This is a genomic window from Pseudomonas kermanshahensis, assembly GCF_014269205.2.
Taxonomy (GTDB): domain Bacteria; phylum Pseudomonadota; class Gammaproteobacteria; order Pseudomonadales; family Pseudomonadaceae; genus Aquipseudomonas; species Aquipseudomonas kermanshahensis.
This window is the reverse complement of the sequence record NZ_JABWRY020000001.1, coordinates 616,582-631,572: the sequence shown is the minus strand read 5'-3', so window position 1 is coordinate 631,572 and position 14,991 is coordinate 616,582. Positions and strand designations below refer to the sequence as shown.

General features: G+C 61.9%; 19 protein-coding genes. 9 read left to right on the top strand and 10 right to left on the bottom strand.

Translation table 11 applies throughout. The features are described 5' to 3' along the window. Window positions 1-87: 87 nt before the first annotated feature. From hisC to HU764_RS02890, 10 genes are all read right to left on the bottom strand, one after another. Window positions 88-1,134 carry a histidinol-phosphate transaminase gene (hisC, locus tag HU764_RS02935; RefSeq protein WP_027595619.1) on the bottom strand — a complete coding sequence of 349 codons (1,047 nt, stop codon included), beginning with the start codon at window positions 1,132-1,134 and terminating at the stop codon, window positions 88-90. A gap of 2 nt (window positions 1,135-1,136) precedes the next feature. Further along, entirely contained in the window at window positions 1,137-2,462 is a 1,326-nt protein-coding gene (hisD, locus tag HU764_RS02930) for a histidinol dehydrogenase (protein ID WP_186703512.1), read from the bottom strand. A 126-nt stretch (window positions 2,463-2,588) separates the two neighbouring features. Beyond that, window positions 2,589-3,224 (bottom strand): ATP phosphoribosyltransferase, encoded by a 636-nt coding sequence (hisG, locus tag HU764_RS02925; protein ID WP_027595617.1) that lies wholly within the window; start codon window positions 3,222-3,224, stop codon window positions 2,589-2,591. Between the two features lie 107 nt (window positions 3,225-3,331). Then, window positions 3,332-4,597 (bottom strand): UDP-N-acetylglucosamine 1-carboxyvinyltransferase, encoded by a 1,266-nt coding sequence (murA, locus tag HU764_RS02920; protein ID WP_027595616.1) that lies wholly within the window; start codon window positions 4,595-4,597, stop codon window positions 3,332-3,334. A 23-nt stretch (window positions 4,598-4,620) separates the two neighbouring features. Then, complete coding sequence (locus tag HU764_RS02915) at window positions 4,621-4,860, bottom strand: BolA family protein (protein WP_003255121.1); 240 nt, start codon at window positions 4,858-4,860, stop codon at window positions 4,621-4,623. Window positions 4,861-4,979: 119 nt separating this feature from the next. Continuing rightward, on the bottom strand, window positions 4,980-5,282 hold the full coding sequence (locus HU764_RS02910; protein ID WP_027595615.1) for an STAS domain-containing protein: 303 nt from the start codon (window positions 5,280-5,282) through the stop codon (window positions 4,980-4,982). Next, window positions 5,279-5,926 (bottom strand): MlaC/ttg2D family ABC transporter substrate-binding protein, encoded by a 648-nt coding sequence (locus HU764_RS02905; RefSeq protein WP_186675639.1) that lies wholly within the window; start codon window positions 5,924-5,926, stop codon window positions 5,279-5,281. Before HU764_RS02905 ends, HU764_RS02910 begins: the two co-directional genes overlap by 4 nt. A gap of 9 nt (window positions 5,927-5,935) precedes the next feature. Next, window positions 5,936-6,421 (bottom strand): outer membrane lipid asymmetry maintenance protein MlaD, encoded by a 486-nt coding sequence (mlaD, locus tag HU764_RS02900; RefSeq protein WP_027595613.1) that lies wholly within the window; start codon window positions 6,419-6,421, stop codon window positions 5,936-5,938. Further along, entirely contained in the window at window positions 6,421-7,218 is a 798-nt protein-coding gene (gene mlaE, locus HU764_RS02895) for a lipid asymmetry maintenance ABC transporter permease subunit MlaE (protein ID WP_027595612.1), read from the bottom strand. Before mlaE ends, mlaD begins: the two co-directional genes overlap by 1 nt. Then, window positions 7,218-8,027 carry an ATP-binding cassette domain-containing protein gene (locus HU764_RS02890; RefSeq protein ID WP_099453002.1) on the bottom strand — a complete coding sequence of 270 codons (810 nt, stop codon included), beginning with the start codon at window positions 8,025-8,027 and terminating at the stop codon, window positions 7,218-7,220. The genes mlaE and HU764_RS02890 overlap by 1 nt, the downstream gene beginning before the upstream one ends. A 246-nt stretch (window positions 8,028-8,273) precedes the next feature. Between HU764_RS02890 and HU764_RS02885 the strand changes: the two genes are divergently transcribed. The 9 genes from HU764_RS02885 to rapZ all read left to right on the top strand — a co-directional run bounded on the left by HU764_RS02885 (window position 8,274) and on the right by rapZ (window position 14,982). Beyond that, window positions 8,274-9,248 carry a KpsF/GutQ family sugar-phosphate isomerase gene (locus HU764_RS02885; RefSeq protein WP_027595611.1) on the top strand — a complete coding sequence of 325 codons (975 nt, stop codon included), beginning with the start codon at window positions 8,274-8,276 and terminating at the stop codon, window positions 9,246-9,248. After that, a complete protein-coding gene (locus HU764_RS02880; protein ID WP_027595610.1) occupies window positions 9,249-9,773 on the top strand; it encodes a KdsC family phosphatase in 525 nt (174 codons plus the stop codon). 8 nt (window positions 9,774-9,781) lie between these two features. Beyond that, a complete protein-coding gene (gene lptC / locus HU764_RS02875; RefSeq protein ID WP_027595609.1) occupies window positions 9,782-10,354 on the top strand; it encodes an LPS export ABC transporter periplasmic protein LptC in 573 nt (190 codons plus the stop codon). Beyond that, complete coding sequence (gene lptA, locus HU764_RS02870; RefSeq protein WP_027595608.1) at window positions 10,341-10,865, top strand: lipopolysaccharide transport periplasmic protein LptA; 525 nt, start codon at window positions 10,341-10,343, stop codon at window positions 10,863-10,865. The genes lptC and lptA overlap by 14 nt, the downstream gene beginning before the upstream one ends. Continuing rightward, complete coding sequence (lptB, locus tag HU764_RS02865) at window positions 10,866-11,591, top strand: LPS export ABC transporter ATP-binding protein (protein WP_027595607.1); 726 nt, start codon at window positions 10,866-10,868, stop codon at window positions 11,589-11,591. A 175-nt stretch (window positions 11,592-11,766) separates the two neighbouring features. Next, window positions 11,767-13,260, top strand: coding sequence for an RNA polymerase factor sigma-54 (locus HU764_RS02860; protein ID WP_027595606.1), 1,494 nt, complete (start codon window positions 11,767-11,769; stop codon window positions 13,258-13,260). Window positions 13,261-13,339: 79 nt separating this feature from the next. Continuing rightward, complete coding sequence (gene hpf / locus HU764_RS02855; protein WP_003255135.1) at window positions 13,340-13,648, top strand: ribosome hibernation-promoting factor, HPF/YfiA family; 309 nt, start codon at window positions 13,340-13,342, stop codon at window positions 13,646-13,648. Window positions 13,649-13,660: 12 nt separating this feature from the next. Further along, complete coding sequence (gene ptsN / locus HU764_RS02850; protein ID WP_099453000.1) at window positions 13,661-14,125, top strand: PTS IIA-like nitrogen regulatory protein PtsN; 465 nt, start codon at window positions 13,661-13,663, stop codon at window positions 14,123-14,125. 2 nt (window positions 14,126-14,127) lie between these two features. Next, the gene (gene rapZ, locus HU764_RS02845) at window positions 14,128-14,982 is read left to right on the top strand and encodes an RNase adapter RapZ (RefSeq protein ID WP_027595604.1); all 855 of its coding nucleotides are present in this window, start codon (window positions 14,128-14,130) and stop codon (window positions 14,980-14,982) included. Window positions 14,983-14,991: the final 9 nt, after the last annotated feature.

Sequence of the window (14,991 nt, the reverse complement as noted above, 5' to 3'; positions counted from 1 at the left end):
GTTCAGCCCTTAAAGCAAAAACCCCGCCTGGCAATCAGTGCCAGGCGGGGTCAGATCGAAGCAGGCGGCTACGTGAGCCCGCCTTTATCAGTTCAGTGCATCGAGCAACGCCTGGTTCATTTCCGGCGTACCGATGGTAATCCGCAGGAACTGGGCAATCCGCGCCTGCTTGAAGTGCCGCACGATCACGCCTTGCTCACGCAAGCGAGCCGCCAACTCGGCCGCATCCTGCTGCGGGTGACGGGCGAAGATGAAGTTGGCCGCCGAGGGCAGTACCTCGAAGCCTTTGGCCGTCAGTTGCTCGACCAGCACTTCACGGCTGTCGATCACCTTGCGGCAGGTTTCTTCGAAGTAGGCACGGTCTTCGAACGCCACGGCCGCACCGACGATGGCCGCACGGTCCAGCGGGTAGGAGTTGAAGCTGTTCTTGATCCGCTCCAGCGCTTCGATCAGGTCCGGGTGGCCCACTGCCAAGCCAACGCGCAGGCCAGCCAGCGAACGGGACTTGGACAACGTCTGGGTCACCAGCAGGTTGTCGTAGCGGTCTACCAGGCTGATGGCCGTCTCGCCACCAAAGTCGATGTAGGCCTCATCCACCACCACCACAGAATCCGGGTTGCCCTGCAGCAGCTGCTCGACCGCTTGCAGCGGCATCAGGCAGCCGGTCGGCGCATTCGGGTTGGGGAAGATGATCCCGGCATTCGGCTTTTTGTAGTCCTCGACGCGGATCTGGAACTGCTCGTCCAGCGCCACTTGCTCGTAGGCAATGCCGTACAGGCCGCAGTACACCGGATAGAAGCTGTAGCTGATGTCCGGGAACAGCAGCGGTGCATCGTGCTGGAACAGGCCGTGGAAGATGTGCGCCAGCACCTCGTCCGAACCGTTGCCGACAAACACCTGCCCCGGGGTGACGCCGTAGTACTCGGCCACCGCCTGCTTGAGCCGGTCACCGTTCGGGTCCGGGTACAGGCGCAGGTTGTCGTTCAGCTCGCCGCGCATGGCTTCCAGCGCCTTGGGCGACGGGCCATAGGGGTTCTCGTTGGTGTTGAGCTTGACCAGGCGGGCCAGCTTGGGTTGCTCGCCCGGCACGTAAGGCACCAGGTCCTTGACGAAGGGGCTCCAGAATCGACTCATGCTCAGTTCCCCTTCTCTTGGGTCAGGATACGGTATTCGGCGCTGCGGGCGTGGGCGGTCAGCGACTCGCCACGGGCCAGGACCGAAGCGGTGTGGCCCAGCTCGGACGCGCCCTGCTCGGAGCAGAAGATGATCGACGAACGCTTCTGGAAGTCATACACCCCCAGTGGCGACGAAAAACGCGCGGTGCCGGAGGTTGGCAACACGTGGTTGGGGCCTGCGCAGTAGTCACCCAGTGCTTCACTGGTGTGGCGGCCCATGAAGATCGCACCGGCGTGGCGAATCTGCGGCAACCAGGCCTGCGGGTCGGCGACCGACAGCTCCAAGTGCTCAGGGGCGATGCGGTTGGCCACGTCGATGGCCTGCTGCATGTCACGCACCTGGATCAGCGCGCCGCGGCCATTGACCGATTTCTCGATGATCTCGGCGCGTTCCATGGTCGGCAGCAGCTTAGCGATGCTGGCGGCAACGCGGTCGAGAAACTCAGCGTCCGGGCTGACCAGGATGGCCTGGGCGTCTTCGTCGTGCTCGGCCTGGGAGAACAGGTCCATGGCGATCCAGTCCGGGTCGGTCTGGCCGTCACACACCACGAGAATTTCCGACGGGCCGGCGATCATGTCGATGCCAACCTGGCCGAACACGTGGCGCTTGGCGGTGGCGACATAGATGTTGCCCGGGCCGACGATCTTGTCCACCTGCGGCACACTCTCGGTGCCATAGGCCAGCGCGGCGACGGCCTGTGCGCCACCCACGGTGAACACACGGTCGACACCGGCGATGCAGGCAGCGGCCAGTACCAGTTCGTTGACCTCGCCACGCGGGGTCGGCACCACCATGACCACTTCGGTCACACCCGCGACCTTGGCCGGAATGGCGTTCATCAGTACCGAGGACGGGTACGACGCCTTGCCACCCGGTACGTACAGGCCAGCGCGGTCCAGCGGCGTGACCTTCTGGCCCAGCACGGTGCCGTCGGCTTCGGTGTACTGCCAGGAATCCTGCTTTTGCCGCTCGTGGTAGATGCGCACGCGCTCGGCGGCTTTTTCCAGGGCTGCACGCTGGGTGTCGGTAATGCGCGTCAGGGCAAGCTCAAGGCGTTCACGGCCGAGAATCAGGTCATCGATGGACTTAGCATCGACACCATCGAAGCGCTGGGTGAACTCCACCAGCGCCGCGTCGCCGCGCTCACGCACGGCCTTGATGATGTCGAGCACGCGCTGGTTGACCGCGTCATCGGACACACTTTCCCAGCTCAGCAGATGATCCAGATGTCGGGCGAAATCCGGATCAGCGGCGTTGAGACGGGCAATTGCAGTGGACACGGTCATGGCGAGGGCCTCGATTATTAGCGAATGCTCAGGCGCCCTAGGCTACCAGTCCATCCGCGCGGGCACCCGAGAAAAGTGGCTATGACGCGGATAGACGGGCGCGACAGCGGAGGTCGCGCGCAGGAGTCAGCCGCGGTGTCGCGATTCGACGGCCTTGCGCAGGGTGTCGATCAGGCTCTGGATACGGGCGTGCTGCATCTTCATCGATGCTTTGTTGACCACCAGGCGGGAGCTGATCGTGGCGATCATTTCCTGGGGTTCCAGGCCATTGGCGCGCAGGGTGTTGCCAGTGTCGACCACGTCGATGATCTTGTCGGCAAGGTTGATCAGGGGTGCCAGCTCCATCGAGCCATACAGCTTGATGATGTCGACCTGACGGCCCTGCTCGGCGTAATACCGCTTGGCGACGTTGACGAACTTGGTGGCCACGCGCAGACGGCCCTTGGGCTCAGGTGCGCCGACCACGCCAGCGGTCATCAGCTTGCAGCGGGCGATCTGCAGGTCCAACGGCTCGTACAGGCCCTGGCCGCCGTACTCCATCAGCACGTCCTTGCCAGCCACACCGAGGTCGGCAGCGCCATGCTCGACGTAGGTCGGCACGTCAGTGGCACGCACGATCAGCAGGCGCACGTCGTCCTGCGTGGTGGGGATGATCAGTTTACGGCTCTTGTCCGGGTTCTCGGTCGGCACGATACCGGCCTCGGCCAGCAATGGCAGGGTATCGTCGAGAATTCGGCCTTTGGATAGCGCGATGGTCAACATGGGAAACGTCGGTCCTTAAGCGGCTACTGCCGGCCGGGCCTAGGCCCGACCTCATTCAATTCGTGTGTGGGAGCGGGCTAGCCCCCACATCGTGCGCCTGCGGGCTGTTAACCCGGTACGCGGCGGATCTTGGCGCCCAGCATCTGCAGTTTTTCCTCGATGCACTCGTAACCACGGTCGATGTGGTAGATGCGATCGATCAGCGTATCGCCTTCGGCCACCAGCGCCGACAGTACCAGGCTGGCGGAAGCACGCAGGTCGGTGGCCATGACTGGCGCGCCCTTCAGCGTCTTGACGCCGGTGACGATGGCGGTGTTGCCTTCGACTTGGATCTGCGCGCCCATGCGGTGCATTTCGTAGACGTGCATGAAGCGGTTTTCGAAGATCGTCTCGATCACCGCGCCAGTGCCTTCGGCGATGGCGTTGAGCGAGATGAACTGCGCCTGCATGTCGGTCGGGAACGCTGGGTACGGCGCGGTACGCAGGTTGACAGCCTTGGGCCGCTTGCCGTGCATGTCCAGCTCGATCCAGTCTTCACCGGTGGTGATGTCGGCGCCCGCTTCCTTGAGTTTTTCCAATACGGCCTCAAGGATGGTCGGGTCGGTGTCCTTGACCTTGACGCGGCCGCCGGTGACGGCTGCGGCGACCAGGTAGGTACCGGTTTCGATACGGTCGGGCATGACGCGGTAAGTGGCCGAGTGCAGGCGCTCGACGCCTTCGATGGTGATGGTGTCGGTGCCAGCGCCCTGAACATTGCCGCCCATGGCGTTGATGAAGTTGGCCAGGTCGACCACTTCAGGTTCACGGGCAGCGTTTTGCAGCACGCTGCGGCCTTTGGCCAGTGCAGCGGCCATCATGATGTTCTCGGTACCGGTCACGCTGACGGTGTCGAAGAAGAAGTGCGCACCGCGCAGGCCACCCTCAGGTGCCTTGGCCTTGATGTAGCCGGCTTCGACTTCGATCTTCGCACCCATGGCTTCAAGGCCACGGATGTGCAGGTCGACAGGGCGCGAACCGATGGCGCAACCGCCAGGCAGGGCTACTTCAGCCTCGCCGAAACGCGCAACCATCGGGCCCAGCACCAGGATCGAGGCGCGCATGGTCTTGACCAGCTCGTACGGCGCGACCAGCGTCTTGATGGTGCGTGGGTCGATTTCCACGGCCAGCTTTTCGTCGATCACAGGCTCGATGCCCATGCGCCCGAACAGCTCGATCATGGTGGTGATGTCGTGCAGGTGCGGCAGGTTGGCCACGGTGACCGGGCCGTCAGCCAGCAGGGTCGCCGCCAGAATCGGCAATGCCGCGTTCTTCGCGCCCGAAATGCGGATCTCGCCGTCAAGGCGAGCGCCGCCAGTAATAATCAGTTTGTCCATTGGAGTCTCGCCGCCAAGTTGGCTCAGGTGCGCTCAGCCCAGGCTGCGCTGCTGAAAAATTTCATGGTTACCGCATGGATGCTGCCATTGGCGATCCAGGGATTAAGGTGAGCATAGATCGCCTGCTGACGCTTGACCGGGCTCAGGCCAGCCAACTCGTCGCTGATCACGTTCAACTGGAAGTTGCAGCCTTCGCCTTCAACTTCGACCCGGGATCCCGGCAATTTTTCTTCAAGGAAGCTTTTAACTTCTACGGCCTGCATGCTCAACCTCAATCGGCGCCCGATGCGCACGGGTCGGCCATCATACAAAAAAGCCCCTCGCCTGCGAAGCCCACTGAGGGCGTGCGCTGACCGAGGGGCCATCCTTCAGTGCGTTGCCATCAAGTAGCCAGCACTTCATCGAGGTCATAAACCCCGGCAATTTCCCGCATGTCGTCGGGCATACCGCGTACTTCGAAGGCCTTGCCGGCCGCCTGGGCATCGCGAATAAACGCCAGCAGCAGCGACAGGCCGACGCTGGACGATTTCGCCACGGCCGAGCAATCCAGCACCATGTGCGGCTCGCGCGAGGCGTCGATCAATGCCTTGCCTTGCTTGCGCAAGGCCGGGCCGCTGCGATAGTCCAGCACGCCGGTCAAACGCAGTACGCCCGGCTCGGCCATGCTTACGCCAGCCTCACTCATTGCACTGCCTTCTCGGGCGACTTATCGGCGGTTTCCTTGGCCTTGGCCACTTCACCGGCCCAACCGTCGATGGTCTTGTCCAGGTTGTTGCCGTTGCGCTGCATGGCATCGGCGAACTGGTCGCGGAACAGTTTGCCGATGTTGATGCCGTTGACGATGACGTTACGCACCTTCCACTCGCCGGCAATGTTCTCCAGGGTGTACTGCACCGGGTACACGGCGCCGTTGTTGCCGGTCACCTTCATGCCGACGCTGGCACGCTTGCCGTCATCAGCCTTGGCCGGATCAACGACGATACCCTGGTTGTTGTATTCCAGCAGGGCGTTGCCATAGAACTGCATCAGGCTGCGCTTGAAGTTTTCCTGGAAGCGCTGCATCTGCTCAGGCGTGGCCTTGCGCGAATACTTCACGGTCATGATGCTGCGGGAAATGCCGTCAGCGTCCACCACCGGGCCCAGGATGCGGTTGAGCGCATCGTAGAAGGCGTTGGGGTTGGACTTGTACTGATCCTTGTTGGCCTTGAGGTCGCCAAGCAATTCGTTGGTCGTGCCTTGCACCACATCGTGAGGCGTCTGCGCCGCCACGGTCAGCAAAGGGAAGGCCGCCAGCAGGACCAGCAGGCCACGTCGCAGGATCGAAATCATGGAAACTCCTTAATTAGCCGGTTGCGCTTCTTTCGGTTCCTTGCCAACGGAGTTGAGCAGGAACTTGCCAATCAGATCTTCCAGCACCAGTGCCGACTGGGTGTCGTGGATGGTCGCGCCATCCTTGAGCACGTCGTCTTCGCCGCCCACGCTGATGCCGATGTACTTCTCGCCCAGCAACCCGGCGGTCAGGATCGAAGCAGTGGAGTCTGTCGGCAGGTTGTCGACGGTCTTGTCCAGCTGCAACGTCACCCGACCGGTGTAGGAATCACGGTCCAGATCGATGGCGGTGACCTTGCCGATCGTCACACCGGCCATGGTCACTTTAGCTCTGACCGTCAAACCGGCGATATTGTCGAAGTACGCATAAACTTTATAGGTATCGCTGCTCGGGCTGGCCGACAGCCCGCTGACTCGCAGGGCCAGCAGCAGCAGCGCCAGGATCCCGGCCAGGAGGAACAGGCCGACACCGATTTCCAGGGTGCGGTTTTGCATCAGAAATCTCCAAACATCAAGGCGGTCAGAATAAAGTCCAGACCCAGGACAGCCAACGAGGCATAGACCACGGTCTTGGTGGTGGCACGGCTGATCCCTTCTGAGGTGGGCTCACAGTCGTACCCCTGGAATACGGCGATCCAGGTGGTGACGAAGGCGAACACCAGGCTCTTGATCAAGCCGTTCAGCACGTCGTCGGTGAAGGAAACACTGTTCTGCATGTTGGCCCAGAACGAGCCCTCGTAGACGCCCAGCCAATCCACGGCGACCCACGACCCACCCCAGATGCCGACCACGCTGAAGATCAGCGCCAGCAGCGGCAGCGAGATGAAGCCGGCCCACAGGCGTGGCGCAACGATGTACTTGAGCGGGTCGACGCCGATCATTTCCAGGCTCGACAGCTGCTCGGTGGACTTCATGTTGCCAATCTCGGCGGTCAGCGCAGACCCTGCGCGGCCGGCGAACAACAGTGCGGTCACCACCGGCCCAAGCTCACGCAACAGGGTCAGGGCCACCATCTGCCCGACCGCCTGTTCAGAGCCGTACTTGGTCAGGATGCTGTAGCCCTGCAGCGCCAGCACCATGCCGATGAACACACCAGACACAACGATGATCGCCAGCGACAGCACGCCCACCGAGTACAGCTGCTTGGTCAGCAGCTGGAAGCCACCGCCAATACCGCCACGCCCGATCAGCGCATGAAACAGAAACAGACAGGAACGTCCGAGCACGGCCAGCACGTCGATCGCCGAGCGACCGAACAGGCGAACACGTTCGAGTAAGGATTTTCTGCGCATCAACGCGCCCCCAGCAGGTCGGCGCGGTAATCAGGCGCGGGAAAGTGGAAGGGTACCGGGCCATCCGGGTCGCCTTTCATGAACTGGCGAATACGCGGGTTGTCCGAGCCCATCAGCTCGTCAGGCGTGCCCTGCCCCAGCACCTGGCCATCCCCTACCACGTAGATGTAGTCGGCAATGCTGGCGGTTTCGGCCAGGTCGTGGGAAACCACGATGCTGGTGATGCCCAAGGCATCGTTGAGCAGGCGGATCAGGCGCACCAGTACCCCCATGGCGATCGGGTCCTGGCCGACGAACGGTTCGTCGTACATGAGGATCTGCGGGTCCAGGGCGATTGCACGTGCCAGCGCCACCCGGCGCTTCATGCCACCGGACAGTTCGTCAGGCATCAGGTCGATGGCACCGCGCAGGCCGACAGCCTGCAGTTTCATCAACACGATGTCGCGAATCATCTCTTCCGACAGCTGGGTGTGCACGCGTAGCGGGAAGGCCACGTTCTCGAACACATCGAGGTCAGTGAACAGCGCGCCGCTCTGGAACAGCACGCCCATCTGCTTGCGCGCGTCGAACAGGTCGCTGCGCGACAGCGTCGGCAGGTTCTGCCCGGCAACCCATACCTCGCCGCTGGACGGACGCAGTTGCGCACCCATCAGGCGTAGCAATGTGGTCTTGCCGCAACCCGATGGCCCCATGATGCCGGTGACCTTGCCGCGCGGGATGCGTATGTCGACATTGCTGAAAATGCTGCGCGAACCGCGCTTGAAGGTAAGCCCCTTCAACTCGACCGCGTAGGCGCTATCCACACTCATCTAGACTCCTTGCTAGTGCAGCCTCGTCCTAGTGGACGCTTGCCCTCATCGTGAAGGCACACGTGCCCCTGACAGGCCGAATAGCGGCGAACTATAGCACCGCTGACAGGGCGGCCCCAAGGCCATGGAACGTGTCGTTCAGCACAACGACAGACTTCCATGGCATTTGCCGGGCAATCGAAAGGATGAGGCTTTCTTCCATTGCGGCTATAATCGCCGCCTTTTCATCAGGCATTGTTTGACGACATGAGCCAATCCAGTGAGCTGATCCAGTCCGCCCTGCGCACCTTGCGCCTCGAAGTCGAGGCCGTGGAAAGCCTGGCGCCGCGTATCGACGCCAACTTCGTCAAGGCCTGCGAGCTGATTCTGGCCAGCAAGGGCCGGGTCGTGGTGGTCGGCATGGGCAAGTCGGGGCATATCGGCAACAAGATCGCCGCCACCCTGGCCAGCACCGGCACGCCTGCGTTCTTCGTGCACCCGGCCGAAGCCAGCCATGGCGACATGGGCATGATCACCCGGGACGATGTCATCCTGGCCCTGTCCAATTCCGGCAGCACCGCAGAAATCATCACCTTGCTGCCGCTGATCAAGCGTCTCGGCATCCAGCTGATCAGCCTGACCGGCAATGCCGATTCGCCCCTGGCCCAGGCTGCCGAGGTCAACCTCGACGCCCGCGTCACCCAGGAGGCCTGCCCACTGAACCTGGCCCCCACCTCTTCGACCACCGCAGCGCTGGTGCTGGGCGACGCCCTGGCCATCGCCCTGCTCGAAGCCCGTGGCTTCACTGCCGAAGACTTCGCCTTTTCGCACCCCGGTGGCGCCCTTGGCCGCCGCCTGCTGCTCAAGGTCGAGAACGTGATGCACGCAGGCGCCGAACTGCCCCAGGTGGCACGCGGCACCCTGCTCAAGGACGCGCTGCTGGAAATGTCGCGCAAAGGCCTGGGCATGACCGTGATCCTCGAACCGGACGGCAAACTGGCCGGGATCTTCACCGACGGCGACCTGCGCCGCAGCCTGGACCGCAATATCGACATGCACACCACCTTGATCGACCAGGTGATGACCGTGCATGGCAAGACCGCCCGCGCCGAAATGCTGGCCGCCGAGGCCCTGAAAATCATGGAAGACCACAAGATCAACGCGCTGGTGGTGGTCGACCAGGACGACCGCCCGACCGGCGCCCTGAACATGCACGACCTGTTGCGCGCCGGAGTAATGTAAATGACCCAGGATTTGATTCAACGTGGCCAGGCCATCAAGCTTGCCGTGTTCGACGTTGACGGCGTGCTCACCGACGGCCGCCTGTACTTCCTCGAAGACGGCAGCGAGTTCAAGACCTTCAACACCCTCGACGGCCAGGGCATCAAGATGCTCATGGCATCGGGCGTGACCACGGCAATCATCAGCGGGCGCAAAACCCCGGTGGTCGAGCGCCGTGCGAAAAACCTCGGCATCCCGCACCTGTACCAGGGCCGCGAGGACAAATTGGTGGTACTCGACGGCTTGCTCGCCGAACTCGGCCTAAGCTATGAACAAGTCGCCTACCTGGGCGACGACCTGCCTGACCTGCCGGTGATCCGCCGGGTCGGCCTGGGCATGGCGGTGGCCAACGCTGCCCCCTTCGTTCGCCAACATGCGCACGGGGTGACCCAGGCCCGCGGCGGTGAAGGCGCGGCGCGTGAATTTTGTGAACTGATCATGCAGGCCCAGGGCACCCTGGACGCTGCCAACGCACATTACCTTTAAGGCTGCTCATGTTCAGCAAGAAAGCCCGCAATATTGTGCTGCTCGTGGCCATCGGCGCCCTGCTGGCGGCGATCGGCTACTGGAATGTCAGCCCCGAGAGCTTCCTCGACCAGCCCACGGCCCAGGTCGACGAGAGCGCCATCGACTACTACGCGATCAATGCCCACAGCGTGCAGTTCCTGCCCGACGGCAAGTTGCAGTACGAAATGACCGCCGACAAGGTCGAACACCTGACAGCCACCGAGGTCACACTGGTGACCACGCCAGACCTGCACATGTACCGCGGCACCGAGTATCCGTGGCACGTGCAAAGCGTGCGTGCCGAGGTCAACCCGGACGGCACCGAGGTCGAGCTGATCGACCAGGTGCGCATTGCCCGCACCGACGAAAAGAAGCGTGAAACGATTATCACCAGCTCACGCATGACCGTATTCCCGCAGAAGCAATATGCGCAGACCGAGCAAGCCGTTAGAATCGACGGCGCCGGTGGCACGACCACGGGCAAAGGAATGAAAGCGTATTTGAAAGAAGGCAGGATGGACCTGCTCTCTAACGTAAGAGGACAGTATGAGGCTCGTTAAAACCCTCCCCCTTTTGCTCAGCCTGAGCGCAGCACTGGGAAGCGCGAGCGCCTTCGCACTGCCGACCGACCGTGACCAGCCTATCCGCATCCAGGCCGACAACGCGCACCTGGACGACAAGCAAGGCGTGGCCACCTATACCGGTGACGTCATCATCACCCAAGGTTCGATGATGATCAAAGGCAACACCGTGACCATGACCCGCGCCGCCAACGGCGACATCGACGTGGTCACCTCGGTGGGCAACCTGGCCTACTTCGAACAGCAGCAGAGCACCGCCAAGCCGGACAAGATGAAAGGCTGGGCCGTGACCATTCAGTACCAGGCGCAGAAAGACACGGTGATCCTCACCGACCGCGCCAAGGTCGAGAATGAAGGCAACACCACTGAAGGCGAGAAGATCGTCTACAACACCAAGACCCAGGTTGCGACCGCCGGTCGTGGTGGCAACGTGACTCAACCACGTCAGCGCATCGACATGGTGATCCAGCCGAAGAAGAAGGCCGAGTAAATGGCAACCCTCAAAGCCCAGCACCTGGCCAAGAGCTACAAGGGTCGGCAAGTCGTGCGCGACGTCAGCCTGTCGATCGACAGCGGCCAGATCGTCGGCCTGCTCGGCCCCAACGGCGCCGGCAAGACCACCTGCTTCTACATGATCGTCGGCCTGGTCCAGGCTGAGCAAGGGCGCGTGCTGATCGACAACCTCGATGTCAGCCACCAGCCCATGCACGGTCGCGCGCGTGCCGGCATCGGCTACCTGCCGCAGGAAGCTTCCATTTTCCGCAAGCTGTCGGTGGCCGACAACATCATGGCGATCCTCGAGACCCGCAAGGAGCTCGACCGCGACGGCCGCCGCAAGGAGCTGGAAAGCCTGCTGCAGGAGTTCCACATCAGCCACATTCGCGACAACCTCGGCATGAGCCTCTCGGGTGGCGAACGCCGCCGTGTCGAGATCGCACGCGCCCTGGCGACCGCACCGAAGTTCATCCTGCTCGACGAACCCTTCGCGGGCGTCGACCCGATTTCCGTCGGTGACATCAAGCAGATCATCCATCACCTCAAGGCCAAGGGGATCGGCGTACTGATTACCGACCACAACGTGCGTGAGACCTTGGATATCTGCGAAACCGCCTATATCGTCAATGATGGCCGACTGATCGCCGAAGGCGACGCCGAGACCATCCTGGCCAACGAATTGGTCAAAGAGGTTTACCTGGGTCACGAGTTCCGGCTCTGACCCCGGGACGCACCTGGAGCACTGGCAAATCGACCCTGTCGGGGTTTAAGTTGTTACGGTGCTCTAGGCAAACGCTACAATTTAAGGCATAAAACTTGCTTGAATTTGGCGCTCCGGCGCCCTCGTGTAGTGGATGGCGCATGCGCGCCGGCGAACAAGGTATTAAGCCCCTGCCATGAAACCATCGCTCGTCCTAAAAATGGGCCAGCAACTGACGATGACGCCTCAGTTGCAACAGGCCATCCGCCTCCTCCAGCTCTCGACCCTGGACCTCCAACAGGAAATCCAGGAAGCGCTGGAATCGAACCCGATGCTCGAACGTCAGGAAGACGGCGAGGACTTCGACAACAGCGACCCGATGGCCGATAACGCCGAGAACAAACCGGCCGCCGAAGTCCAGGACAACAGCTTCCAGGAAAGCACCAACAGTGCCGAAAACCTGGAAGACGGCGAGTGGAGCGAGCGAATCCCCAACGAGTTGCCCGTCGATACCGCCTGGGAAGACATCTACCAGACCAGCGCCAGCAGCCTGCCGAGCAACGATGACGACGAGTGGGACTTCACCACCCGCACATCGGCCGGCGAAAGCCTGCAAAGCCACCTGCTGTGGCAGTTGAACCTGGCGCCGATGTCCGACACCGATCGCCTGATCGCCGTCACCCTGATCGACAGCATCAATGGCCAGGGCTACCTCGAAGACACCCTCGAAGAGATCTGCGCCGGTTTCGACCCCGAACTGGATATCGAGCTGGATGAGGTCGAAGCGGTCCTGCACCGCATTCAGCAGTTCGAGCCTGCCGGCATCGCCGCACGCAACCTGGGCGAATGCCTGCTACTGCAACTGCGCCAGCTACCGGCCAGCACGCCGTGGATGGCCGAGGCCAAACGCCTGGTCACCGACTTCATCGACCTGCTCGGCAGCCGCGACTACAGCCAGCTGATGCGGCGCATGAAGATCAAGGAAGACGAGCTGCGCCAGGTCATCGAACTGGTGCAAAGCCTCAACCCGCGCCCTGGCTCGCAGATCGAATCGAGCGAGCCCGAGTACGTCGTGCCCGACGTCATCGTGCGCAAGGACAGCGACCGTTGGCTGGTGGAGCTTAACCAGGAAGCCATCCCGCGCCTGCGCGTCAACCCGCAGTACGCAGGCTTTGTCCGCCGCGCCGACACCAGCGCCGACAACACCTTCATGCGCAATCAGCTGCAAGAAGCGCGCTGGTTCATCAAGAGCCTGCAAAGCCGCAACGAAACCCTGATGAAAGTGGCCACGCAGATCGTCGAGCATCAGCGCGGCTTCCTCGACCATGGCGACGAAGCGATGAAGCCGTTGGTCCTGCATGACATCGCCGAAGCCGTCGGGATGCACGAGTCGACCATTTCGCGGGTCACCACGCAAAAATACATGCACACGCCCCGCGGCATCTACGAACTGAAATACTTTTTCTCAAGCCACGTCAGCACCGCCGAAGGCGGAGAATGCTCGTCCACAGCGATCCGCGCGATCATCAAGAAACTGGTTGCGGCGGAAAATCAGAAAAAGCCATTGAGTGACAGCAAGATCGCTGGTTTACTGGAGGCACAAGGCATCCAGGTAGCCCGTCGCACCGTCGCCAAGTACCGCGAGTCTCTCGGCATCGCACCGTCGAGCGAGCGCAAGCGACTGATGTAGCACCTGGTATGTGCCACAGCGTTTTTGGGGCAGGTGCAAGACTTGCCTCTTTATGCACGGGCAATAAAGGAGAAGCTGTATGCAAGTCAATATCAGTGGACAGCATGTAGAAGTCACCCAGCCGCTGCGCGATTATGTGCTTGAAAAGCTCGCCCGCGTGGAAAGTCACTTCGACAAGATCACTAACGTGCAGGTCATCATGAAGGTCGAGAAGCTGCAGCAGAAGGTCGAAGCGACCCTGCAGATTCCGGGCGGTGAAGTGGTAGCCAACGCGGAACACGAAGACATGTATGCAGCGATCGACGCCTTGGCCGACAAGCTCGACCGCCAACTGAAAAAACACAAGGAAAAACAGCAAAGCCTGCTGCAAGGTGCAGCTGCCCGCTGATCCCCCTCATCCATGATCCGACTTGAAACCATCCTGACCCCCGGCCGTTCCCTCGTGAACGTGCCGGGCGGCAGTAAGAAGCGCGCCCTCGAAAAGGTCGCCAATCTCATCGCCAACCAAGTGCCAGAACTGGAGATGCAAGACGTCTTCGAAAAACTGGTCGCCCGTGAAAAGCTCGGCTCGACCGGTTTCGGCAACGGCATCGCCATCCCCCACTGCCGACTCGAAGGATGTACCGCCCCGGTCAGCGCATTGCTGCACCTGGAGGCACCGATCGACTACGACGCCATCGATGGCGCGCCTGTGGACCTGCTGTTCGTCCTGCTGGTGCCCGAAGCTGCCACCGATGCGCACCTGGAACTGCTGCGCCAGATCGCCAGCATGCTCGATCGCAAAGAGGTTCGTGATCGCCTGCGTGCCGCCAGCAGTGACGAGGCCCTGTACCAGGTTGTCCTGGACGTACAGAACGAGCACTGAACATGCACCTGATCATCGTCAGCGGCCGGTCCGGCTCCGGCAAGAGCACCGCCCTCGATGTCCTGGAAGACAACGGTTTCTATTGCATCGACAACCTTCCCGCCGGGCTGCTGCCGCAGCTTGCGGAAGATGCCTTGATCAATACCGAGTTGCTGCAACCCAAGGTCGCCGTGTCGATTGACGCGCGCAACCTGCCCAGCCACCTGACGCGTTTCCCCGAGCTGCTCGAAGAGGCCCGTGCCCGGCATATCAAGTGTGATGTGCTGTACCTGGATGCCGACGAAGACACCCTGCTCAAGCGCTTTTCGGAAACCCGTCGGCGCCACCCGCTGACCAATGCCGACCGTTCCTTGGCAGAGGCGATACGCGTTGAAAGCGATATGCTGGGGCCGATCGCCGACCTTGCCGACCTCAAGATCGACACCACCAGCCTCAACCTTTACCAGTTGCGCGACTCGATCAAGCTGCGCCTGCTCAACCAACCAGAGCCTGGCACCGCGTTCCTGGTCGAATCCTTTGGTTTCAAACGTGGTATGCCGGTCGATGCCGACCTGGTGTTCGACGTGCGCTGCCTGCCCAACCCCTACTGGAAGCCCGAATTGCGTGAGCATTCTGGTCTCGAACAACCGGTAATCGACTACCTCGCCGCCCAGCCGGACGTCGAAGAGATGTTCAACGACATTTCCAGCTACCTGCTTAAATGGCTGCCCCGCTTCGCCGCCAGCAACCGCGCCTACGTCACCATCGCCATTGGCTGCACCGGTGGCCATCACCGGTCGGTGTACCTGACCGAACGCCTCGGCACGTTGCTGCAGCAATCCCTGAAAAACGTCCAGGTCCGCCACCGCGACCTCTAGCCCACAGGA